This window comes from Desulfovibrio mangrovi, from assembly GCF_026230175.1.
Lineage (GTDB): Bacteria > Desulfobacterota > Desulfovibrionia > Desulfovibrionales > Desulfovibrionaceae > Halodesulfovibrio > Halodesulfovibrio mangrovi.
The window spans coordinates 1,394,720-1,415,437 of sequence record NZ_CP104208.1 but is presented as its reverse complement, the minus strand read 5'-3'; the positions used below and the strand labels follow the sequence as shown (position 1 = coordinate 1,415,437).

The following is a 20,718-nucleotide window of genomic DNA, read 5'->3' as shown; positions in this document are numbered from 1 at the left end:
GGGCATCCTGGGTTACAGGGAGGCCACGCCGACCTGCTTTTTCTTTTCCGCAAAGTAGGCGGCAAGTACGTTGAACATGAGGGTGAAAAGGAAGAGCACCATGCCGGTGGCGAAGAGTGCGTAGTAATGATCACTCTGGAATGGAGCTTCCGCCATTTCTGCGGCAATGGATGCGGGCATGGGGCGTACCGGATTGAAAATGGAGGTAGGAATCATGGCCGCGCCGCCTGCCACCATCAGTACGACCATGGTCTCGCCGATGGAACGTGCCATACCCAGGATTACTGCCGTGCTGATGCCTGTGAGCGAGGCGGGGAGCACAACGTTAGCGATGGTCTGCCACTTGGTGGCTCCCAGAGCCAGAGAAGCTTCCCGCATTTCATTGGGCACACTGAAAATAGCGTCTTCGGAGATGGAAGTGATGGTCGGCACAGCCATGAAGGCGAGCATGATGGAGGCGTTCAACATGTTCAGGCCGGTGGGGATGTCAAACCACTCCTGCATCAAGGGGGCAACCACAACCATGCCGAAGAAACCGATGACGACCGAGGGCAGTGCCTGCAGCATTTCCACGAACGGTTTAACGATGTTGCGCATTCTGGGCGTTGCGATTTCCGCGAGGTAGATTGCCGTCATGATGCCGAGGGGAATGGCGATGAGCGATGAAAGAAGCGTGACCGAAAAAGAGGCGGCAATCATGGGCAATATGCCGAAGTCCGCAGGATCGTCCGTCGGATACCATGCGGTGCCGAAGATGAAGTCCGGAACAGATACGACCTTGAAGATGGGAAGCCCTTCAATGAATAGAAAAAGCATGATGAGAAAAAGCACCAGAACACAACTGGCAGCAATGGCAAAGAAGGTGCCATGAATGATTCTGTCCTTGGTGCGGCGGGTAATGAGCATGTATGTTGTCCCCGAAAATGCCGTTTGGAGATGGCGTGTTATGCGATGTGCCTCCTCCCGCACGGGACGGGAGGAGGCGTAAGGTCATTTTGCAGTCCACACGGTTTGCCGTGCGGGGGACTTACATCTTGATGAAGCCGGTTTCTTCAACGATCTTCTGGCCTTCTTCGGAGAGGATGAAGTCTAAAAGATCCTTGGTTGCGCCTGCGGGGGCACCGTTCACGTAGATCTGCAGGGAGCGGGCAACCTTGTAGGTGTTGTTCTTGGCGGTTTCAGCGGAACCGGCAATGCCGTTAACCTTTACGGCGCGAACGGAGTCGTTCACATAGCCCAGACCGTCGTAGGCAATGGCCTTGGGGTTCTTGGCAACAGCCTGCAGAACTGCACCGGAAGAAGCCTGAAGCAGGGCTCCGGGGAATACGCGGGCCTTGTTCATGATCTTGCCTTCCCAGGTTTCGTAGGTGCCGGAAGAGGTGTCGCGGGAGATGACTACGATGGGGGCGTCGTTGCCGCCCACTTCCTTCCAGTTGGTGATCTTGCCTTCGTAGATGGCCTTCAGCTGGTCGGCAGTGAGGTCGGTTACGGGGTTGGCGGGGTTGACGATCGGCACAACGGCGTCAAAGGCGATAACGATTTCCTTGGCGTCGATGCCTTTCTCGGAAGCGAGCTTCACTTCCTTGTCCTTCATCTGACGGGAGGCCATGGCGATGTCGGTGGAACCGTCCAGCAGGGCCTTGATGCCGTTGGAGGAGCCGCCGCCGGAAACTTCGATGGTGACGTCGGGGTGCTTCTTCATGAAAGCTTCAACCGACTTCTGCATAATGGGCAGAACAGTGGTGGAGCCCTTGATGGTGATTTTTTCGCCTGCAAAGGCGGAGGTGGCGAGACCGAGTACCAGAGCGGCCATGATGGCAAGAGATTTGAAACGCATGTGGTTTTCCTCCAGATTTGGTTGCTTTTTGATTCGGTCGCAGGCCGTTTCGGTCTTGCGATGAAGGCAAACTAAGGTTGCTGTGTTACAGAAAGGTGTCGCAGTAGACACATCTTTGTTACGGAAGTTGTTTCTTGTTTTAATCATTAATTTAAGGTGGTTGAGTTTGTTATTTTTGAGTTGCGTCATCCGTGCGGTTAACAATTGGTCACGTAACTTTATTCGGTTTGATATCTTTACAAGTCTTGCACTTGCCCGCAGTGAAGGCTATATTTCAGGGAGTGATGCTATTGAATCGTAATTATGACATGAGCGATACCTAAGGCTATTATTTGGCGGTGCAGGAATGGAAATCGGCGGAATGAACAGTGCTGTGCGGGGCTATGAAGCCTACGCCAAAGCGGCAGCGACAGAGCGGCTTGAGGCAGCCGCTGCCGCGCAGCAATTCCGTACGCAGTCATCTGTAGGATTCAAGCTGGGCAAGTTCGGGGTTCGATATGAAACCGAGGAGCCGGCTTCGTCTGATGACATGATGTCTGAGGCCCGTTCGACGCTTCGCGAGAGCTATGTTCCAGATTTGGAAACTGCAGGCCTCAGGCGACAGATTTCGGCAGCAACACAGCTGGAAGGTGCGCCCGAGTCTCAGTGGATGCGTAGGTATGGCGCCAATGCCTACCAGCAGTCCGAAGCGGCATTTGCAAGACAGTCGTCCATGTTGCAAGTAACCGTGTAGGCAGCCGGATACAGAATAGATAAGGCCCGTCTCAATATGAGGCGGGCTTTTTTTTGGCGTACGGTTGAATTGGGTGGGGAGATGATAGGCGGCAAAAAGAAGGGGCCTGTCCTTGCGGACAGGCCCCGTTGTTCCAAGCAGCGAGTTGCAGCGTCGGCTTAGAAGGTGCCAGCTTCCTTCTTAACATCCAGCGCGATCTTCCACAGAATGGATACTACGAAGAGACCGGTTGCGAAGATGCCGAGGGAAATCAGCAGTTCAGGCACGGTAGGCGTGTACACAGTGTACTTCTCGAAGGGGTTCGGCGTGAAACCACCGATGATCAGGCCGAGGCCCTTGTCGATCCAGGTGGCCGTAACCAGAATACCGAGAGACCAAGGCAGCAGCTTTTCATTGTCGCGCAGGCTCGGGGGGATGAGCAGTGCGAGGCTGAGAAGTGCCAGAATGGCGCCAACCCACATGAAGCCGGTAATCCAGTCAACATGACCGCCATGACCTGCGAAGAGGTAGGTAATGGGGTGAGCGTGACCGGGCATGCCGCTGTAGAAAGCCGTGAACACTTCCAACAGGAAGAAGAACACGTTGATCGTCATCGCGTAGGTGATGATCTTGGTCAGGGTCTGAACAGCTTCCTTGCCGGGGTTGAAGTTGGTCATCTTGCGCACCACGAAGAGGAGGAGCAGCAGGATGGCGGGACCGGCACAGAATGCGGAGCTCAGGAAGCGGGCTGCCATGATGGCGGTCAGGAAGTAGTGACGGCCGGGCAGACCAGCGTACAGGAACGCCGTTACGGTGTGGATGCTGAATGCCCAGAAGATGGACAGGTAAATCATGGGCTTGATCCACTTGGGCGGCTCAACCTGATGGCGTTCGCACTCAAGGGTGACCCAGCCGATGACGGCGTTAAGCACCAGATAGCCCATCAGAACCATCATGTCGTAGAACATGACGGAGTTCGGAGTGGGGTGGAGAATAACGTTCAGCATGCGCTGGGGCTGGCCCATGTCGGCAACGATGAAGAGCATGCACATCAGAACAGCGCCGATGGCCATGAATTCACCGAAGATGATCATCTTCTTGAACTTTTTGTAGTGATGGAAGTATGCGGGCAGCACCAGCATAACAGCGGATGCGGCAACACCGACCAGATAGGTGAACTGGGCGATGTAGAAGCCCCACGATACGTCACGGCTCATGCCGGTGATGGAGAGGCCGTACTTCATCTGGAACAGATAGGTGAAGGCGCCGAGGCCTATGAGGCTGCCGAGGAAGGCGAGCCAAACATAGAACTTGGGAGAGCCTTTCAATACTTTTTCAATCATGTCCGCCTCCTAAATGATGTAGTACACGCCAGGCTGTGTACCGACATTGGGTTTGCGGCGGATGGTGAAGTTCTCGGCCAGAACCTTGCGTACCTCGGACTCGGGGTCATTCAGGTCGCCGAAAACGATTTTGCCTTCCGCAGCCTCGACGCAGGCAGGCATAAGTCCCTGAGCAAGCCTTTCCACGCAGAAGTTACACTTTTCAACAACACCGAGCATGCGGGTCGGGAACTCGGGATTTACTTCACCCATGTCCAGATGCTTGCGGGGATCGGAGAAGTTGAAGGAGCGGGCGCCGTAAGGGCAGCCGGCCATACAGAAGCGGCAGCCGATGCAGCGGTGGTAGTCCATGGCCACGATGCCGTCAGGCTTCTTGTAGGTTGCCTTGGTGGGGCATACGCGAACACAGGGAGGATTCTCACAGTGGTTGCACAGCACGAAGAAGTCGCGGTTTTCCAGAGATTCGGACATGTGGTTATTGCCCTGCTCAGGGAAAACGTGCTCGTACGTGTCAGTCCAGAGCCACTTGATGTTCTGATTGTTGGGAATGTTAGGGACGTTGTGGGCCTTGTGGCATGCCTTTACGCATACGTCAAAGTCCTCAGGCGTCTCGAACGCGCGGGTGTCGATAACCATGGCCCAGCGACCGGCCTTCAAGCCGTTTTCGTTGGGCAGGTACTGCGCGCCCTGCTCCGCGGCATTGACAATGCCGCCAGTGGCAAGGTGGGTGCTCAGACCCAGAACGGAAAGGCTGGCAACCTTGAGGAATTGTCTTCTGCTACGTTTCATTATTGATTCCCCTTCGGCTCGACGTGACAATCCCAGCAATAGGGGGTCACGCTATTGGAGGTATGGCACTTGTCACAGAACTCTGCTTTGTTGGTGTGACACTTCATACAGGTGTTCTGCAGGCTGACGTTCCATACTTTGCCATTGGAGGCAACGTAGGTGCGCTTGCCTTCGCGCAGGGCCTGATCGCGCCAAGTATCCAGAATCTGCATATGTTCGGCTCGCATATATTCCACAGGCTCAATGCACTCCTTCTGGTCGGCAGGCAGAGCCAGTTTCGGGCGCTCATAGGAAGCGGTACCGAAGACCTTGCCAGCCCAGAAGGGAGAGGTGAACAGTGCCAGGAAGATCAGCAGACCGGGGAGAACGTACTTGGTGTTATACATGGTTATTCATCCTCCATCCCGGGCAGGTCATTCTGCCTGAGGTCCATGGTACGCTTCTTCTCGCCCTTCATGACAAGAGCGTTGGCGACGAGTTCGTGGGTGCCGTAAACGCTGACGCCGGGTGCCCAGTAGTCAGCCAGGGGAGGCAGGGTTGCACGGTCGATGGCACAGATACATGCCAGCGTGTTGACGTCGTGCTTTTCCTGCACGTAGCGCAGGGCGTTGCCTCGGGGCAGGGCGCCGCGCATGCGGATTTCCATGATTTCGTCGGTGTTGAGACCGGAACCGGCACCGCAGCAGAAGGTCTGTTCGCGGATGGTGTTCTCGGGCATTTCGAAGAAGTTGTTACATGCTGCCTTGAGAACTTCACGCGGCTCTTCAAGCAGACCCATGGCACGAGCCGGGTTGCAGGAGTCGTGGAAGGTAACGCGCAGATGATCGTTGCGGGACGGGTCGAGACGCAGCTTGTCATGCTTGATGAGGTCTGCGGTGAACTCGGTGATGTGCACCATCTTGGTCTCAGCGGCGTTATGGAACACGGTGCCCGTGATGGGGTTGACCGGGGTTTCCATGCAGCTCGGAGTGGGACCGTTCATGGTGGACATGTACTGGTTGATGACGCGCCACATGTGGCCGCATTCGCCACCCAGAATCCACTTGGAACCGAGGCGCTCGGCTTCGGCGTACATCTTGGCGTTCAGCTTCTTCATCATCTTGGAAGAGGTGAAGAGACCGAAGTTGCCGCCTTCAGATGCGTAGGTGGACAGGGTGTAGTCCAGCCCGATTTCTTCAAAGAGCATCAGGTAGCCCATGAAGGTGTAGATACCCGGATCGGCGAAAGCGTCGCCGGAGGGGGTGATGAACAGCACTTCGTGGCCGGGTTCGTTGAGGGGCGGGTTGATGCGTACGCCGGTGATTTCCTCGATGTCATCACACAGGAATTCCACGATTTCCTTGAAGGCGTGGGGGGTGATGCCGAGGTGGTTACCGGTGCGGTTACAGTTGCTGACGGGGTCCATGATCCAGTGAAGACCAAGGCCGAGCTCGTGCAGCAGTTCGCGTGCCATCATGGTCACTTCCGCAGTGTCGATGCCGTAGGGGCAGAACAGCGAACAGCGACGGCATTCAGTACACTGGTAGAAGTAGTAGAACCACTCCTTGATGACTTCCTTATCCAGCTTGCGGGCGCCGGCGAGCTTGCCGAGAATCTTGCCTGCAGTGGTGAAGTCCTTGCGGTATACGGAGCGCAGCAGTTCAGCGCGCAGCACAGGCATGTTCTTGGGATCGCCGGAACCGATGTAGTAATGGCACTTATCGGCACAGGCGCCACAGCGAACACAGATATCCATGAACAGCTTGAAGGAGCGGTACTTTTCAAGACGTTCCTTCAGGCCGTTGTAGATGATCTCTTCCCAGTTCTCGGGCAGGTTCCAGTCTTCTTCGAAGGGGTCCCAGGTGTGGGGGTTGGGCATATGCAGCCCTTCCATGGTTTCCTTCTTGGCAGGATAAGCAACTGCGCCGGGAACGATTTCCGGCTTGATGTCCATCCAGGACTCAGCCGGGGTATTGTAGTTGATTTTGATCAACTCTTCAGGGGTAGGCATTGACATGGCTGCTCCTTATTACTCTGCGTCTTCCGGCAGTTTAACAACAGGGAGACCCGCTTCATACATAGCATCCCTGAAATCGTCCTCGTACTCTTCGTACGTGCGGTATTCCTTTGCAGGGTTCCACGGGTTCACGTGGAGCTTCACACGGGAATCGTTGGGAAGGTTTCTGGTCGGGCTCAGGAATACGCCACCCATGTGCATGAGCTTGCTGAAGGGGAAGTACATGAGGAGTACTGACAGGAAGAACATGTGAATCAGGAAGGGGGCGCCGATGTTGGCCAGTGCGGCGGTATCGGGGCTCAGGTTGACAAGGCTCATGGTGAAGGTCTTCACGGAAGCGATATCAACCTTGGTGAAGTAGCGCATGGAAATGCCGCTGCCCACCAGACCGAAGATAAGACAGAGGGGGAAGTAGTCGTTGATGAGCGAAATGTACTTCACCTTCTGGTCAAAGAGACGGCGACCGAGCAGGTAGCACAGTGCCAGAACAACAAGGGCATCCGTCATGAACAGGCGGGGAACACCAATCTGCATCATGCCGTCCAGAGTCTCAAGAGCGCTGATGACAAACGGAACAGGCTCCATGAAGAAACGGAAGTGGCGAACAAAGATAAGCAGGAAACAGTAATGGAAAATAAGGGCAAACAACCACAGGAACTTGTTGGACCAGTAGACAACACGGTTGCCGCCTTCGATGGAAACAGAGGTGTTTCTGAACAGGGATCTGAACAGCAACACTTCAAGAACCATGCGGATGATGACACCGGTGGTGTCGGACGGGTTGTCCAGAGATGCGGGCTTGATCCAGGGCAGAGACTTTTGCTGGCCTCCGGTGGTCGGGATGCGGAACGGAACAGGGCGACGGGCCCAGTCCATAATCCGCCAAGCAAACCCGATCAGGAAGACGATCAAAGCAGTGTAGGGAATGCATGCTGCAAAGACGTACTGGAGACCCATCTGGGCTCCCATCCAAGCCATGACTCCCAATGCTGTGACCGCGAGAAGTGAAATAATCATTCCGTACCTCGCTGCTAGGCTATCGGTTTTCGTTATCCGGTTCCCCAACCGGTTTTTCCAATATACGCTCAGCTCTTCGAATGAGCTGTGAGTGCGCACGCTTGAATTCCTCAACTCGAAGTTGCTGAATTCTGTCTCTGCATTCGCTGTAGATCTTGAAACCCTGCAAGGCGATGGAGTCTATCTTGGCTTCAATGCCAAGCAACTCATCATACGCTGCCGTTGAGGTTAGCGCTGCCTTGATATGTTTACGGATAATTGTTTTGAGGAAGAAAATGACGGCCATGGCCTGATCAGGTGCAAACTTCTGAACGGCACGGACCCGGATGAGTTCGTCAACGGCTGGAGAAACCGTTTCAGAATCGAGGGTCGGGGCAAGCAGCGCGGAGACAATGGTCTCCGCAGCCTTTCTGGTCTTTGCTCCGACCGGATTGGAAAATGCGTTGGTCTGGCTTCGTAGAAAACCAACGGTGTCAAATGGATAGGTTCCGTAAATTACGTCTATCCATTCCTTGGTGATCGCTTCGCGATGCTCCTGCAGGCTACCCAGTATGCTCATCAGTGAAATCGATTGTTGAGGTGCTTCAATTACAGTACGGGTGCTTGGTTCATTGCGACTGTCGTTGCCATTGTGACGAAATGCGCAACATAAGGCACCGCTAAGTCCAATCTCGGGCCCCCGTATACGGCGTTTTTTGGACATTGTCCAAATGAAATCACCGGATAAGAGGGCCTTTGCAGACGGTTGTGACGGTGCCTAGACAGGGCTGTCGAAAATTATTTTTTTCACATAGTCTGATTCGAAAAAAAGGTCAACAAAATCAGAACATTCTGAGTGTGTAATCAAACGGCCGCATACATCCGAAGTTATTCGAAAAAGCAAAACTGCTATTTTGGTGCTTATTGCGGACAGGGGGGAGCTGCTTCTCCGCCGCATCCGGCGAATTGTTCAATATTCGGCATTGTTGGTTGGAATGCGGGAGACTGCGGCATGGATGGTGTGCTGTTCTGGATAGGGGGAATGCCGCCATCAAAGGAGGGGGAGGCATCAAGCAGAGAGCGTGGAACCCCGCTGGTAACCAAAACCGGGATGCGTGTTGCGCCAAGTGCTCCGAGGCGTGCTTTGTTGCGGAAGAGATCCCAGCGAAGCGCAAGGGGAACCGATGTTGAGACGGGGTTTTCCGCAGGGCGGGTGGTGCGTTTGAAGGCAATATAGAATGAGGTTCCTTCCTGCATGGAGTTGCTGATGCGGGCAATGGACTCAATGTCCGCTTCACTTTCGGCAACAGGGATGAAGGCGATTCTGGCGTCTGGATTGACGGCGAATCGTTCGATAGTGGCAAGACAAACCGGGCAACTGGGCGAGAAGAAAACCTGCATGTCTGCCTTTTCCGGGCCGGCGATGGCCCACACTCCCAATGATTCGTTAAGCGTGCCGAAAATGTTCGGGCAGAAGGCGAAGAGCCAGACGGTGAGCAGGAGGCTGCTCCGGCGGTTGCGAGCGCCGGTATCACGATAAAGGGAGTAGAAAATCAAGGCGATAAGTAACGCCGCAACGAGGCAGGCAAAGCAGGGGGCTGTAAAAGCCATGAAAACCAGAAGCAAAATATCGATGAAGAGAGCCAGCGTTGCAACAGCCAGCGCAATAGGACGACGACCTGCCAGGCATAACAGCAACGTAAAGGCGAAGAATGCGCTGCCGAACCACCACAGGGAGTAACCTTGGATTGTGATGTCCTTGAACAGTTCGCACCCGGTTGTGATGCAAAAGCTTTCGGCCTTTCCCAGAGCCTGCAGGGTGGAGTATGTCAATCCTGTCAGGGCTAAGAAGGCTGGAATCCATGCAACTCTATTCTTCCGAGACTGCTCAAACATGACTTGCTCCACATTCGCCGGAATCACGCAAGGGTGCCAGCGGGATATTATTTCTCATGATCAAAGCCGGTTCGGGCGGTACTGTACTGTGTATCTGTTTCAGGGTAAAGAGTTTGCCATGCTTACACGTGAAGGACTGGATAACTCTCAGCCGGCAAAGCCGGAAGCGGACATTCCCTATTCTGTCAGGCGGAGCGCACGGGCAAAGCGAGTGTCGTTGCGCTATTCCGCATTGGAAGGGCTGATCGTTGTCGTGCCGCAAGCCTATGATCTTTCACGCATTCCGTCCATTGTGCAACGCAAGAAGGATTGGATAGCGAGGGTTGCCGATCAGTTCCAGCAGCGTGTGGAACAATATGCCAACGAGCCGGATTTTCCTGAAGCGGTTCTGTTGAGGGGGGCCGGAAAGGTTGTGCCTATACGGTATGCTCCCTCTTCTCGTCCTTTTTCCGTGCGGGAGAACGGAGACGGTCTTATGGTTTCGGGGCGGTATGATTCCCAGCGGATTCAGACGTTTCTTCGAGAATGGCTGAAGCGACAGGCAACGGTATTTTTGATTCCGTTGATGTATGAATTGGCCGAGCGGCAGGGGATTGTGTTGAAAGATGTGCGCATCCGCCTGCAGCGTAGCCGTTGGGGGAGTTGTTCCGTGGATAATACCATCAATCTGAATGCCAGATTGATGTTGTTGCCGGAGCCTATGCTCAGGTATGTTTGTCTGCATGAATTGGCGCACTGTGTACATCACAACCATTCCAAGGCGTTCTGGCAGCATCTGGAGGGCATGATGCCGGAGGCGCGTCGGTTTGATGCCGCACTGGGGGGGGCGTGGCGTTTCATTCCCCGATGGTCTTACGCCTGATCCCTTTATGGGCGTGAGGCATTAAGCCGGGTTTGTTCTTGAGATCAAATCATGCCTTTCTGCGCTTTGGCGCAGTAGTTTTTCACTATCTGTTTACGTTAACCCAGGCGGCAGTATGGTCATGCGTCTCTCTCATCATAGAGGAACCATGCGGGTTTCCCTGTCAACGCTCCTGAATCTGTTTTTCGGGGCGGTCGGCTGCATCCTTTTGGTGACATTGATGCTGGCCTGGGAGGTTTCTTCCGCGCCCCATGTGCCTTCATCCGGTTCCCCCAACAGCGTTGACGCTCAGCAGGCAAATCGACTTCAGAGCGCAGCCTTACTCGAGTTGGTTGTTCTTACCGGAGATAGCATGATTGCCACCCCGGAAGGGGCGGAACGCCAACTCCATCTTCGCATTGTTGATCGTTATATGGATTTGGCTGAAGCATCGCAGTTTAGTGCGGTTTCGGATGTTTTGGCAGAGGGTAGGGAGATTCTTGGGGTCCTTGCACAGCATGACAGGAAAGAATTCGACCTTGAGGGACTCTGGGTGCCGTGCAAAAGCCGCATGCTCTTTCTTGCCGAAGCTCTTCGCTCGCAACAGTCCAGCAGCGCCTCCATTTTTTCAGTGCAGATTTCGACGGGGGGGAGTTTCAGTTGGGTTCTGTTGCCCTGTCTCGGTTTTGCCCTGTTGGCACTTGCGGCATTATATGTCTCGGTCCGGAGCTTTGTACTAAACCCCGTGCAAAGAATTTCTCAGGAAAGAGGGAAAAGTTGGTCAGTTGCCTTTGGGGGCTATGTCTTGATGATTGATGGCCCCGAGGTGGTGGAGGGGCAGGGGGAGACGGATGAATTGCATCGGAGCAAGGAGGCCGACACGGATTTCTCATCATTCCGGAAAGGGTATGGGAACGATAATGCGGAGCCGGATGTGGACAGCAAGACGTCTGTCCTGCTGGTTGAGGACAGTCCGTTAAGTGCAGAGGTGAGTCTGCACGTGCTACGCAATGCCGGATTGGTTCCACAGCATTTCGAGTCTGGCTTCAGGGCGTTGGAGGCGGCAGAGCATTCAAATTATCGTATGGTCTTTGTGGATATTTCCATGCCGGGTATGGACGGTTATGAAGTTGCGCGAAGGTTGAAGAAGCTGACGCGCTACAGGCTCGTGCCGGTATTTGCCCTCACTGCCGACGAGGTACCGTCTGTAGCGGAAGCTTGTCGCGAATCAGGGATGCTGGGGGTTCTGAAGAAACCCCTTACTGTTCCAGTGTTGCATGCCCTTCTGCAGGGAGCACTGGAGGAGGTTTATGCGGACCCTCTTCTGCACTCGGAAGGCGTTTTGGTGTTTGCTCATGATAGCTATGAACCCGGGGCAATACCTTCTTCTGAGGGGATAGCCAGTGGTTCGCCCCCCAAAATAGACTGTGGTTCCCCGGTTACTGAAGTGTTACCGGTGCTGGACGTTCAGTTTGCCTTGAATGAAATGGGAATAGGAATGTCGCAGTATGCGGAATTGCTAAATGAGGTTCTTACGTGGATTCCGACCTATATTAATGATGTCGAGAGGCTGCTCAGGGAAAAGGACTTAGTGAACTTGGGACGCCTTGCTCACAGAATAAAAGGGGAGAGTGGGAATGTCGGGGCTGTTCGTGTCAGGCGGGATGCCGAAGAGCTGGAGCGTGTTGTTTGCTGCGGCGTCGCTGGTGGGGTATCCAATACATGCGATAGTCTTCTGATGTCATTGAGTGAGCTGGCTACGGTTATCCGTGACAGGGCGTGGTAATTGTAGCAAGGACGGGGGAGACGTAAGGATATACCGCAATTTTTCCAGAAGCCAAAGGAAAGGGGGAGATGCCGAAGCATCTCCCCCTTTATAGTCATACTAGGTCAGTCAGATTACATGGCGGCGCCGGAAGCGGCACCCTGCATCTTAACTTCAACCTTCTCGGTCAGACCTTCGTAGTAAGCGCGGAGGATGTCGAGAACTTCATCGCGACCGAAGTGGGGCACGATTTCAGCGCCTTCGGACAGAGCCTTACGCAGCTTGGTACCGGACAGGATTACGCGGTCTTCCTTGGTGTGGGGGCAGGTACGCAGGGAAGCCATGCCGTCACACTTGTAGCAGTAGAAGGTCCAGTCGATCTTCATGGGCTTGCAGAGCAGAGCCTTACCGGAATCAGCCGGGGTGGGGATCTTGTCGAAGATGGTCTGAGCTTCGAACAGGCCGTAGAAGTCGCCAACACCAGCGTGGTCGCGGCCGATCAGCATGTTGTTAACGCCGTAGTTCTGACGGAAGGTAGCGTGGAGCAGACCTTCGCGGGGACCAGCGTAACGCATGTCGAGGGGGTAACCAGCCTGGATTACGTTTTCCTTCACGAAGTAGTGTTCTACGAGGCAGTCAATGGCCTTAACACGTACGTCTGCGGGAATGTCACCGGGCTTCAGGTTGCCGATGAGGGAGTGGATCAGAACGCCGTCGCAAACTTCGATAGCGATCTTTGCGAGGAATTCGTGGGAACGGTGCATGGGGTTACGGAGCTGCAGAGCAGCAACGTTGGCCCAGCCGCGCTCTTCGAACATGGCGCGAACTTCTGCGGGACGCAGGTAAACACCCTTGTATTCGGTGGGGTATTCGCCTTCGGAAAGAACCTTAACGGGACCGGCAAGGTTAACTTCCTTCTGAGCCATTACCATCTGAACGCCGGGGTGGTCGGCCAGAGCAACTTCCCAGAACTTGTCGTCAGCGGAGTCAGCGCCTTCGCCCTTGAAGACCTGGTAGCATTCCCACTTCTTGTCTTCTTCGGACATTTCGAACTTTTCGGTGACCGTCATGGTAGCGAAAACTTCGCCCTTGCGAACCAGAGCGATTTCTTCGCCTACTGCAACGCCGTCAGCAAAAGCCTTTTCAGCGTCCAGGGTTACGGGCACGGGCCAGAAGGTGCCGTCAGCCATGGTGAAGCTTTCGCAAACGCCCTTCCAGTCAGCCTTACCCATGAAGCCGTTCAGCGGAGAGAAACCGCCGATGCCCATCATGATGAGGTCGCCCTTTGCACGGGCAGAAATTTCGAGCTGCTTCAGGCCAGCGGCCTTCTTCAGTTCAGCTTCGCGCTCAGCGCCTTCGAGAAGGCAACATACGAGACCTTTGCCGCCATGCGGGGGTACCAGCTTGGACATAACTTCCTTCCTCCGAAAATATAATGAGTTTTTTCCCTGGGGATTTAAGACGTGGTATACGTGCGAAAATCCGTAAATGCCGTATTGGAAAATCTCTGTGCTCGGATCCGATCGACATAGCGAGTACATTAAGTATCAGGAATGCCTGTTCGGATTAGTCCCTTGCACGTGTTGAAGGTCTTGTGAAAAATTAGACAAAAAGTCAAGCGTAAAAACTTCACTTTTTAAAACTAATAAAATTAGAGAGTTGCAAGAGTGGTTGTCTGTCAAGCATTTTTTGAAAATAGTGGCGTATGTGCATGTCTAATCATTAAGATAGATGGACCGGGCATAAAAGGGCCTTTAAGAGCCCCAATAAGGATGATGTTTTAGGCATGTGATAAATAGCGCAAGAAGGGGGGGCGGGGGGACGAATTAAATATCATGGCCGGACAGCAAGAATTTGCTTGAATACCTTTTCGAAACGGCGTAAAGAACCATGTTTCTGATTTCACGGGTCTGATTTCGATGCCAAGCGGGCTGCTGGGCCGCATCGGAGTCCCCGTTTGGATTGGCGCAGGCGCGCGCTTCTCCTTCCAGACATGCTGACTGGTGGGAGGGTTCGTATTGTGCTGCCGCTTGACAGTTTGTCAGTGGCGGTGTATGGCCGTGCGTCTTAAACTGAGCGAAAGACTTTGATAATTTCCTACGGAGGAAAAATGCCCACTATTAACCAGCTCATCCGCAAGGAGCGTAAGGCTGTTGTAAAGCGGAAGAAGACTCCCGCTCTGCAGGCCTGCCCTCAGCGTCGCGGTGTTTGCACCCGTGTGTACACCACCACGCCTAAGAAGCCTAACTCCGCTCTGCGTAAGGTTGCTCGTGTACGTCTCACCAACGGTCTTGAAGTGACCGCCTACATTCCCGGTGAAGGCCACAACCTGCAGGAGCACTCTGTTGTTATGATCCGCGGCGGCCGCGTAAAAGACCTTCCCGGTGTGCGCTATCACATCGTTCGTGGTACTCTCGACACTTCTGGTGTTAACGATCGTCGTCAGGGACGTTCCAAGTACGGTGCCAAGCGGCCCAAGTAGATATTGGAGTAAGATACTATGCCTCGTAAAGGTCCTATCCCAAAGCGTGAAATCCTGCCTGATCCGGTATACGGAAGCCGTTTGGCTGCCCGTTTTGTCAATCGTCTGATGTACGACGGCAAGAAGGGTACGGCTGAAAAGATTTTCTACAAGGCCCTGGAAGTACTGGCCGAGAAGACCGGTGAAGACGCAATCCGCGCTTTCGAGCGTGCGATTGAGAACGTGAAGCCCCATCTCGAAGTCAAGTCCCGCCGCGTTGGCGGTGCTACCTATCAGGTGCCGCTGGAAGTGCGTCCCGACCGCCAGGTTTCTCTTTCTATCCGCTGGCTGATCACCTACTCCCGCGGCCGTGGCGAGCAGGGTATGGTTAACCGCCTGTCCGGCGAATTGCTTGATGCATACAACAACCGCGGCGGCGCCGTGAAGAAGAAAGAAGACACCCACCGTATGGCCGAAGCCAACAAGGCTTTCGCTCATTACCGTTGGTAGTGCTGGAGACGAAGCGTGTCTAGAAAAGTACCAATTCCCATGCAGAGGAACATCGGCATCATGGCTCACATCGATGCCGGTAAGACCACGACCACTGAGCGTATCCTTTATTACACCGGTGTGTCGCATAAGATCGGTGAAGTTCATGATGGCCAGGCTACCATGGACTGGATGGAGCAGGAGCAGGAGCGCGGTATCACCATTACCTCCGCTGCTACCACCTGTTTCTGGAAGGAGCACCGCGTAAACATCATCGATACCCCCGGCCACGTTGACTTCACTATGGAAGTTGAACGTTCCCTGCGTGTACTCGATGGCTGCGTGTGCGTGTTCGACTCCGTTGCCGGTGTTGAGCCCCAGTCTGAAACCGTATGGCGTCAGGCTGACCGTTACGGCGTTCCCCGTATCTGCTTCGTCAACAAGATGGACCGTATCGGTGCCAACTTCTGGCGTTGCGTGAGCATGATTAAGGATCGCCTCGGTGCCAAGCCCATTCCGCTTCAGCTGCCCATCGGCTCCGAAGATCACTATGAAGGCATTGTTGACCTCATCGAAGGCAATGCCATCTATTACGATAAGGCATCCAAGGGTGCGGAGTTCGAAATCAAGGCAGTTCCTGCAGACATGCAGGACCTGTTTGATGAGAAGCGCCTCGAAATGATGGAAGCCGTGGCTGAAGAAGACGAAGCACTTCTTGAAAAGTACCTCGGCGGCGAAGAGCTGACCGTGGAAGAAATCAAGAACGCTGTTCGTCTGGCCACCATCCGTCGTTCCATCGTTCCGGTTATGTGCGGTTCCGCATTCCGTAACATGGGCGTACAGCCCCTGCTGGACGCTGTTATCGACTTCCTGCCCAGCCCTGTCGATATTCCCGCCATGGTTGGTACTGATCCTGACAAGGAAGAAATCAAGTACGAATGCCCCTGTAAGGACAGCGAGCCTCTCGCCGGTCTGGTGTTCAAGCTGATGTCCGACCCCTACATCGGTCACCTTTCCTTCGTCCGTATCTACTCCGGCTTCATCGAGTCCGGTATGACCATTCTGAATGCTAACACTGGCAAGAAGGAACGTGTCGGTCGTCTCTTGAAGATGCACGCCAACAAGCGTGAAGAAATCAAGTGGGCGGGCGCAGGTGACATCGTAGCCGTTGTTGGCATGAAGAACGTGTCCACCGGTGACACCGCATGTGCCGTTGAGCGTCCCGTTGTTCTGGAGTCTCTCGACATCCCCGAACCGGTTATCGAAGTTGCCATCGAGCCCAAGACCAAGGCTGACCGCGATGCTCTGTCCGCAGCGCTCGCCAAGCTGGCCAAGGAAGACCCGTCCTTCCGCGTGAAGGGCGACGACGAAACCGGCCAGACTCTGATTGCCGGTATGGGCGAGCTGCATCTCGAAATCATCGTTGACCGCCTTACCCGCGAATTCAGCGTTAACGCAAACGTGGGCAAGCCCCAGGTTGCGTACCGCGAAACCATCACCAAGGCTGCCAAGGAAGACCACAAGTACGCCAAGCAGTCCGGTGGTCGCGGTCAGTATGGTCACGTTGTTATCGAGGTCGAGCCGAACCCCGAAAAGGGCTACGAGTTCATCAATGCCATCACCGGCGGTGTTATTCCCAAGGAATACATCCCCGCTGTCGACAAGGGTATTCAGGAAGCGCTCAAGAGCGGTGTTTCCGCTGGCTTCCCCACTGTTGACGTGAAGGTTACCCTCGTGTTCGGTTCCTACCACGATGTTGACTCCTCCGAACAGGCTTTCTACATTGCCGGTTCCATGGCAGTGAAGGAAGCTATGCGCAAGGCTGGTCCCCAGATCCTTGAGCCGATCATGTCCGTTGAAGTTGTTACCCCCGAGGAATACCTCGGCGACGTTATGGGTGACCTGAACGGCCGTCGTGGTCGCGTGCAGGGTATGGAAGCCCGTGCCAATGCGCAGGTTGTTGCATGTATGGTTCCGCTGAGCGAAATGTTCGGTTACGCTACCGACCTTCGTTCCAAGACCCAGGGTCGCGCAACCTTCACCATGCAGTTCGACCACTACGAGCCCGTTCCCAACTCGATTGCCGAAGGCATCAAGGCCAAGACCGCGTAGTGACGACCTATATATAATGATTAGCTCCGGTCTCCTCTGGGACCGGAGCTTTCTTTTTTTGAAAGGGTAGGGCACCGGTGGATTATATTTTTTTCAAGAAAAAATATTTCCTGCTTGACGCCTGCTGTGGCGGCATGTATAAACCGTCTTCGCTGTTCGGGACTCTGTGTCTCCCGAGACGGCAAATCTCCTCCTCACCCTGGGGGGAATAAAGAACAGGTTGAGTCTGTTCTGCTGTTGTTTGACATTTGCAGGCGTTTCTAAATGCTGCATGGTGTCGCACCAATCAGTCTGGGATAATCCAGATAATGGTGCACATACAATAGAAGGGTGCTCAAGCACCCGCATTTAGGAACCCTCTTGGACCACCTGTCCGGCTGATCGTATATCAGTACCGGGCCAGGCTGGCGACAACGTGGGCGTTCTTCGTGGAAGCGGAGAGAAGACAATAGGTGTTGCTGGACTGGAAAGGTCCGAATCCCCCTCTTTTTCTTCTCCTCCCCATATACTCCATAAAGAGCGCATGATTTCGCAAGCGAAGTCGTGGCAACCCTCGTTCATCGCCGGACTGAACGGCAAGCAAAGCCTAAAGCCTGCGGAGTCGTTATCCGCAAGTGAGTCCGGCGAGCAGCCATCGTTTGTGAGGAATTTACTGCCTATCGCCTGAAAGGCAGGGTGCGCTCCACCTCACGGGGCCACCAGAGGCAAGGGTACTGTTTCCCGAATCATGGAGTAATAAACTATGACGACTGTTAGCAGTGATCGTATCAGGATCAAGCTGAAAGCTTACGATTACCGCATCCTTGATAAGGCTGTGGCTGAAATCGTAGATACGGCGCGCAACACGGGCGCTGGGGTAGCCGGTCCTATTCCGCTCCCCACCAACATCCACAAGTTCACGGTCAACCGTTCCGTTCACGTAGACAAGAAGTCTCGTGAACAGTTCGAAATGCGCATTCACAAGCGGCTCATGGACATCCTTGAGCCCACCCAGCAGACCGTGGATGCACTTGGTAAGCTGAGTCTGCCCGCTGGCGTGGACGTAGAAATCAAACTCTAGCGAGAGGTAGTCATGGCTGAGAAAATGGCAATCTTGGGCCGCAAGTTGGGCATGACGCGCATCTTCGTCAGTGACGGTTCCGCAGTAGCATGTACCGTCATCGAAGCTGGCCCCTGCCCCGTTATCCAGGTGAAGGATGCGGCCTCTGATGGATATAATGCAGTGCAAATCGCCTTTGGCACCGCCAAGGAAAAGCACGTCACCAAGCCTATGCAGGGTCATTTTGAAAAGGCCGGCAAGGGCTTGTTCCGTAAAACTCGTGAAATCCGTCTCGAAGGTGCGCCTGAGATGGAAGTAGGCCAGGAACTCACCGTCGAGATTTTCAATCCCGGCGACAAGGTGAAGGTTACCGGCACTTCCATTGGTAAGGGCTTCCAGGGCGTTATGAAGCGCTGGAACTTCGGTGGTATGCCCGCGAGCCACGGTCACGAAAAGGTACATCGCTCCCCCGGTTCCATCGGTAACAACACCGAGCCCGGTAAGATCATCAAGGGCAAGAAGATGGCTGGCCACATGGGCAGCGAGCGTACAACTGTCATTAACCTCGAAGTCGTCGCTGTGCGCGCCGATGAAAACCTGATCCTGATCAAGGGTGCCGTTCCCGGTCCCAAGAATGGTCTGGTAATGGTTCGCAAGCAGTAAAGGGGTACTACAGTGGCTGTTGTAAAAGTATACGATCAGAACAAGCAGGAAGCTGGTGACATCACCTTGGCTCCTGAAGTGTTCGAAGTCGAGGTAAAGCCGGAAATCCTGAACCTCGTGGTTCGCGCTCAGCGTGCCGCCATGCGTGCAGGAACTCATGCTGCCAAGACCCGCGCCGAAGTTAGCGGCGGTGGTGCCAAGCCCTGGCGCCAGAAGGGTACTGGCCGTGCTCGTTCCGGTTCTTCCCGTTCGCCCATCTGGCGTGGTGGTGCCGTTATTTTTGGCCCCCAGCCCCGCGATTACGGCTTCAAGGTAAACAAGAAGGTTCGTCGCCTTGCAATGCGCATGGCTCTTTCCTCCCGTCTGGCTGCAGAGTCTCTGATGGTTGTAAAGGCTATTGAGCTGCCCGAAGTAAAGACCAAGCTGATGGCTGACGTTGTCGGCAAGCTGGGTCTGGGCAAGGCTCTGATCATTGCCAACGGTGCCGATGAAAAGCTCGCGCTTTCTGCTCGCAACCTGCCCGGCATCACCGTGCAGAATGTTGAACAGCTGAACGTGTATGACGTGCTCCGTCACAAGCAGCTGGTTCTGCTTGAAGGCGCCGTTGAACCCGTTCAGGAACGACTGAAGTAAGAGGTTGATGATATGAACTACACTCAGATACTTATCAAGCCTCTGGTCTCTGAAAAGGCTTCCGATCTTAAGGATTATGCCGAGAAGGTGACCTTCTACGTCGCTCCCAGCGCCAACAAGATTGAAATCAAGAAGGCCGTCGAAGAAGCCTACAACGTGAAGGTTGCGAGTGTGAACGTTGTACGTCGCCAGCCCATGGCTCGCGTACGTCAGGGTCGCACTGTCGGCAGAATTCCCGGTTACAAGAAGGTGTATATCACCCTCGCACCCGGCGAAAAAATCGAATTCTTCGAGGGAGTGTAAGCAATGGCAGTTCGTAAGCTTAAGCCTACTTCTCCGGGTCGTCGCTTCCAGACCGTCTCCGACTTTGAGGAAGTAACGCGCAGCACCCCTGAGAAGTCTTTGACCGTAGGTCTGACAAAGAAGGCCGGTCGTAACAGCTATGGCCGTGTCACCATGCGTCGCCGTGGCGGCGGGCACAAGCGCCTGTACCGTCTCATCGACTTCAAGCGTGACAAGTTCGATATTCCGGCAACCGTTGCCCACATCGAATACGACCCCAACCGTACCGCTCGCATTGCTCTGCTGAACTACGCAGACGGTGAAAAGCGCTACATTCTGGCTCCTCTTGGCATCCAGCAGGGTGACAAGCTGATCGCCGGTGAAAGCGCTGACATCAAGCCCGGTAACGCTCTGCCCATGGCAAAGATTCCGGTTGGTACCATCATCCACAACATTGAGCTTGCACCCGGCAAGGGCGGACAGTTCTGCCGCGCAGCCGGTTCCTACGCACAGCTCATCGCCAAGGAAGGCAAGTACGCTCTGCTGCGTATGCCCTCTGGTGAAGTTCGCAAGGTTCTGCTTACCTGCGTGGCCACTGTTGGTCAGGTTGGTAACGTGAACCATGAGAACATCTCTCTGGGTAAGGCAGGTCGTAACCGCTGGCTGGGTCGCCGTCCTAAGGTTCGCGGCGTAGCCATGAACCCGGTTGACCACCCGCTTGGTGGTGGTGAAGGTCGTAGCTCCGGTGGTCGTCACCCGGTTACCCCCTGGGGTATTCCCACCAAGGGCTACAAGACCCGTGATCGCAAGAAGGCTTCTTCCAAGCTCATCGTTAAGCGTCGCGGTCAGAAGTAGGAGTAGAAA

At 54.5% G+C, this 20,718-nt stretch carries 21 protein-coding genes; 11 read left to right on the top strand and 10 right to left on the bottom strand.

Annotated elements, in window-relative coordinates; translation table 11 throughout:
* Positions 1-12: 12 nt before the first annotated feature.
* Positions 13-906, bottom strand: coding sequence for a phosphate ABC transporter permease subunit PstC (gene pstC / locus N1030_RS06565; RefSeq protein WP_265828433.1), 894 nt, complete (start codon positions 904-906; stop codon positions 13-15).
* A 121-nt stretch (positions 907-1,027) separates the two neighbouring features.
* Positions 1,028-1,837, bottom strand: coding sequence for a phosphate ABC transporter substrate-binding protein (locus N1030_RS06560; protein ID WP_265828432.1), 810 nt, complete (start codon positions 1,835-1,837; stop codon positions 1,028-1,030).
* A 346-nt stretch (positions 1,838-2,183) separates the two neighbouring features.
* Here N1030_RS06560 and N1030_RS06555 point away from each other — a divergent pair, with 346 nt between their 5' ends.
* Positions 2,184-2,570, top strand: a complete 387-nt coding sequence (locus N1030_RS06555) for a hypothetical protein (protein WP_265828431.1) — start codon at positions 2,184-2,186, stop codon at positions 2,568-2,570.
* A gap of 158 nt (positions 2,571-2,728) precedes the next feature.
* Here N1030_RS06555 and dsrP read toward each other — a convergent pair whose 3' ends face one another.
* The 7 genes from dsrP to N1030_RS06520 all read right to left on the bottom strand — a co-directional run bounded on the left by dsrP (position 2,729) and on the right by N1030_RS06520 (position 9,569).
* Positions 2,729-3,892: a sulfate reduction electron transfer complex DsrMKJOP subunit DsrP gene (gene dsrP / locus N1030_RS06550; RefSeq protein WP_265828430.1), complete on the bottom strand. Its 1,164-nt coding sequence runs from the start codon at positions 3,890-3,892 to the stop codon at positions 2,729-2,731.
* A gap of 9 nt (positions 3,893-3,901) precedes the next feature.
* Positions 3,902-4,681: a sulfate reduction electron transfer complex DsrMKJOP subunit DsrO gene (gene dsrO / locus N1030_RS06545; protein ID WP_265828428.1), complete on the bottom strand. Its 780-nt coding sequence runs from the start codon at positions 4,679-4,681 to the stop codon at positions 3,902-3,904.
* On the bottom strand, positions 4,681-5,067 hold the full coding sequence (dsrJ, locus tag N1030_RS06540; protein ID WP_265828427.1) for a sulfate reduction electron transfer complex DsrMKJOP subunit DsrJ: 387 nt from the start codon (positions 5,065-5,067) through the stop codon (positions 4,681-4,683). Before dsrJ ends, dsrO begins: the two co-directional genes overlap by 1 nt.
* A gap of 2 nt (positions 5,068-5,069) precedes the next feature.
* A complete protein-coding gene (gene dsrK, locus N1030_RS06535; protein WP_265828426.1) occupies positions 5,070-6,677 on the bottom strand; it encodes a sulfate reduction electron transfer complex DsrMKJOP subunit DsrK in 1,608 nt (535 codons plus the stop codon).
* A 12-nt stretch (positions 6,678-6,689) separates the two neighbouring features.
* Positions 6,690-7,694: a sulfate reduction electron transfer complex DsrMKJOP subunit DsrM gene (dsrM, locus tag N1030_RS06530; protein WP_265828425.1), complete on the bottom strand. Its 1,005-nt coding sequence runs from the start codon at positions 7,692-7,694 to the stop codon at positions 6,690-6,692.
* 19 nt (positions 7,695-7,713) lie between these two features.
* Complete coding sequence (locus tag N1030_RS06525) at positions 7,714-8,397, bottom strand: RsbRD N-terminal domain-containing protein (protein ID WP_265828423.1); 684 nt, start codon at positions 8,395-8,397, stop codon at positions 7,714-7,716.
* Positions 8,398-8,594: 197 nt separating this feature from the next.
* On the bottom strand, positions 8,595-9,569 hold the full coding sequence (locus tag N1030_RS06520; protein ID WP_265828422.1) for a hypothetical protein: 975 nt from the start codon (positions 9,567-9,569) through the stop codon (positions 8,595-8,597).
* Between the two features lie 118 nt (positions 9,570-9,687).
* On the opposite strand from N1030_RS06520, the gene N1030_RS06515 reads away from it, so the two are divergent.
* Together N1030_RS06515 and N1030_RS06510 are read left to right on the top strand one after the other, a co-directional pair.
* The gene (locus N1030_RS06515) at positions 9,688-10,431 is read left to right on the top strand and encodes a M48 family metallopeptidase (protein ID WP_265828420.1); all 744 of its coding nucleotides are present in this window, start codon (positions 9,688-9,690) and stop codon (positions 10,429-10,431) included.
* 115 nt (positions 10,432-10,546) lie between these two features.
* Positions 10,547-12,196 carry a response regulator gene (locus N1030_RS06510; RefSeq protein WP_265828419.1) on the top strand — a complete coding sequence of 550 codons (1,650 nt, stop codon included), beginning with the start codon at positions 10,547-10,549 and terminating at the stop codon, positions 12,194-12,196.
* 113 nt (positions 12,197-12,309) lie between these two features.
* On the opposite strand, the gene sat is transcribed toward N1030_RS06510, so the two are convergent.
* A complete protein-coding gene (gene sat, locus N1030_RS06505; RefSeq protein ID WP_265828418.1) occupies positions 12,310-13,587 on the bottom strand; it encodes a sulfate adenylyltransferase in 1,278 nt (425 codons plus the stop codon).
* A 698-nt stretch (positions 13,588-14,285) separates the two neighbouring features.
* On the opposite strand from sat, the gene rpsL reads away from it, so the two are divergent.
* The 8 genes from rpsL to rplB all read left to right on the top strand — a co-directional run bounded on the left by rpsL (position 14,286) and on the right by rplB (position 20,709).
* Complete coding sequence (rpsL, locus tag N1030_RS06500) at positions 14,286-14,657, top strand: 30S ribosomal protein S12 (RefSeq protein WP_174405948.1); 372 nt, start codon at positions 14,286-14,288, stop codon at positions 14,655-14,657.
* A gap of 18 nt (positions 14,658-14,675) precedes the next feature.
* Positions 14,676-15,146 carry a 30S ribosomal protein S7 gene (gene rpsG, locus N1030_RS06495; protein WP_265828417.1) on the top strand — a complete coding sequence of 157 codons (471 nt, stop codon included), beginning with the start codon at positions 14,676-14,678 and terminating at the stop codon, positions 15,144-15,146.
* A 15-nt stretch (positions 15,147-15,161) separates the two neighbouring features.
* On the top strand, positions 15,162-17,237 hold the full coding sequence (fusA, locus tag N1030_RS06490) for an elongation factor G (RefSeq protein ID WP_265828415.1): 2,076 nt from the start codon (positions 15,162-15,164) through the stop codon (positions 17,235-17,237).
* A gap of 742 nt (positions 17,238-17,979) precedes the next feature.
* Positions 17,980-18,297, top strand: coding sequence for a 30S ribosomal protein S10 (gene rpsJ, locus N1030_RS06485; protein ID WP_010938597.1), 318 nt, complete (start codon positions 17,980-17,982; stop codon positions 18,295-18,297).
* A 12-nt stretch (positions 18,298-18,309) separates the two neighbouring features.
* Positions 18,310-18,939 carry a 50S ribosomal protein L3 gene (rplC, locus tag N1030_RS06480; protein WP_265828410.1) on the top strand — a complete coding sequence of 210 codons (630 nt, stop codon included), beginning with the start codon at positions 18,310-18,312 and terminating at the stop codon, positions 18,937-18,939.
* 12 nt (positions 18,940-18,951) lie between these two features.
* Entirely contained in the window at positions 18,952-19,572 is a 621-nt protein-coding gene (gene rplD, locus N1030_RS06475; protein WP_265828408.1) for a 50S ribosomal protein L4, read from the top strand.
* A gap of 12 nt (positions 19,573-19,584) precedes the next feature.
* The gene (rplW, locus tag N1030_RS06470) at positions 19,585-19,875 is read left to right on the top strand and encodes a 50S ribosomal protein L23 (protein ID WP_265828406.1); all 291 of its coding nucleotides are present in this window, start codon (positions 19,585-19,587) and stop codon (positions 19,873-19,875) included.
* 3 nt (positions 19,876-19,878) lie between these two features.
* Entirely contained in the window at positions 19,879-20,709 is an 831-nt protein-coding gene (rplB, locus tag N1030_RS06465) for a 50S ribosomal protein L2 (protein WP_265828404.1), read from the top strand.
* Positions 20,710-20,718: the final 9 nt, after the last annotated feature.

Bases quoted from the DNA above. Each gene is read 5' to 3' on its own strand.
- pstC (WP_265828433.1), bottom strand. From the start codon at position 906: ATGCTCATTACCCGCCGCACCAAGGACAGAATCATTCATGGCACCTTC.
- N1030_RS06560 (WP_265828432.1), bottom strand. From the start codon at position 1,837: ATGCGTTTCAAATCTCTTGCCATCATGGCCGCTCTGGTACTCGGTCTC.
- N1030_RS06555 (WP_265828431.1), top strand. From the start codon at position 2,184: ATGGAAATCGGCGGAATGAACAGTGCTGTGCGGGGCTATGAAGCCTAC.
- dsrP (WP_265828430.1), bottom strand. From the start codon at position 3,892: ATGATTGAAAAAGTATTGAAAGGCTCTCCCAAGTTCTATGTTTGGCTC.
- dsrO (WP_265828428.1), bottom strand. From the start codon at position 4,681: ATGAAACGTAGCAGAAGACAATTCCTCAAGGTTGCCAGCCTTTCCGTT.
- dsrJ (WP_265828427.1), bottom strand. From the start codon at position 5,067: ATGTATAACACCAAGTACGTTCTCCCCGGTCTGCTGATCTTCCTGGCA.
- dsrK (WP_265828426.1), bottom strand. From the start codon at position 6,677: ATGTCAATGCCTACCCCTGAAGAGTTGATCAAAATCAACTACAATACC.
- dsrM (WP_265828425.1), bottom strand. From the start codon at position 7,694: ATGATTATTTCACTTCTCGCGGTCACAGCATTGGGAGTCATGGCTTGG.
- N1030_RS06525 (WP_265828423.1), bottom strand. From the start codon at position 8,397: ATGTCCAAAAAACGCCGTATACGGGGGCCCGAGATTGGACTTAGCGGT.
- N1030_RS06520 (WP_265828422.1), bottom strand. From the start codon at position 9,569: ATGTTTGAGCAGTCTCGGAAGAATAGAGTTGCATGGATTCCAGCCTTC.
- N1030_RS06515 (WP_265828420.1), top strand. From the start codon at position 9,688: ATGCTTACACGTGAAGGACTGGATAACTCTCAGCCGGCAAAGCCGGAA.
- N1030_RS06510 (WP_265828419.1), top strand. From the start codon at position 10,547: ATGGTCATGCGTCTCTCTCATCATAGAGGAACCATGCGGGTTTCCCTG.
- sat (WP_265828418.1), bottom strand. From the start codon at position 13,587: ATGTCCAAGCTGGTACCCCCGCATGGCGGCAAAGGTCTCGTATGTTGC.
- rpsL (WP_174405948.1), top strand. From the start codon at position 14,286: ATGCCCACTATTAACCAGCTCATCCGCAAGGAGCGTAAGGCTGTTGTA.
- rpsG (WP_265828417.1), top strand. From the start codon at position 14,676: ATGCCTCGTAAAGGTCCTATCCCAAAGCGTGAAATCCTGCCTGATCCG.
- rpsJ (WP_010938597.1), top strand. From the start codon at position 17,980: ATGACGACTGTTAGCAGTGATCGTATCAGGATCAAGCTGAAAGCTTAC.
- rplC (WP_265828410.1), top strand. From the start codon at position 18,310: ATGGCTGAGAAAATGGCAATCTTGGGCCGCAAGTTGGGCATGACGCGC.
- rplW (WP_265828406.1), top strand. From the start codon at position 19,585: ATGAACTACACTCAGATACTTATCAAGCCTCTGGTCTCTGAAAAGGCT.
- rplB (WP_265828404.1), top strand. From the start codon at position 19,879: ATGGCAGTTCGTAAGCTTAAGCCTACTTCTCCGGGTCGTCGCTTCCAG.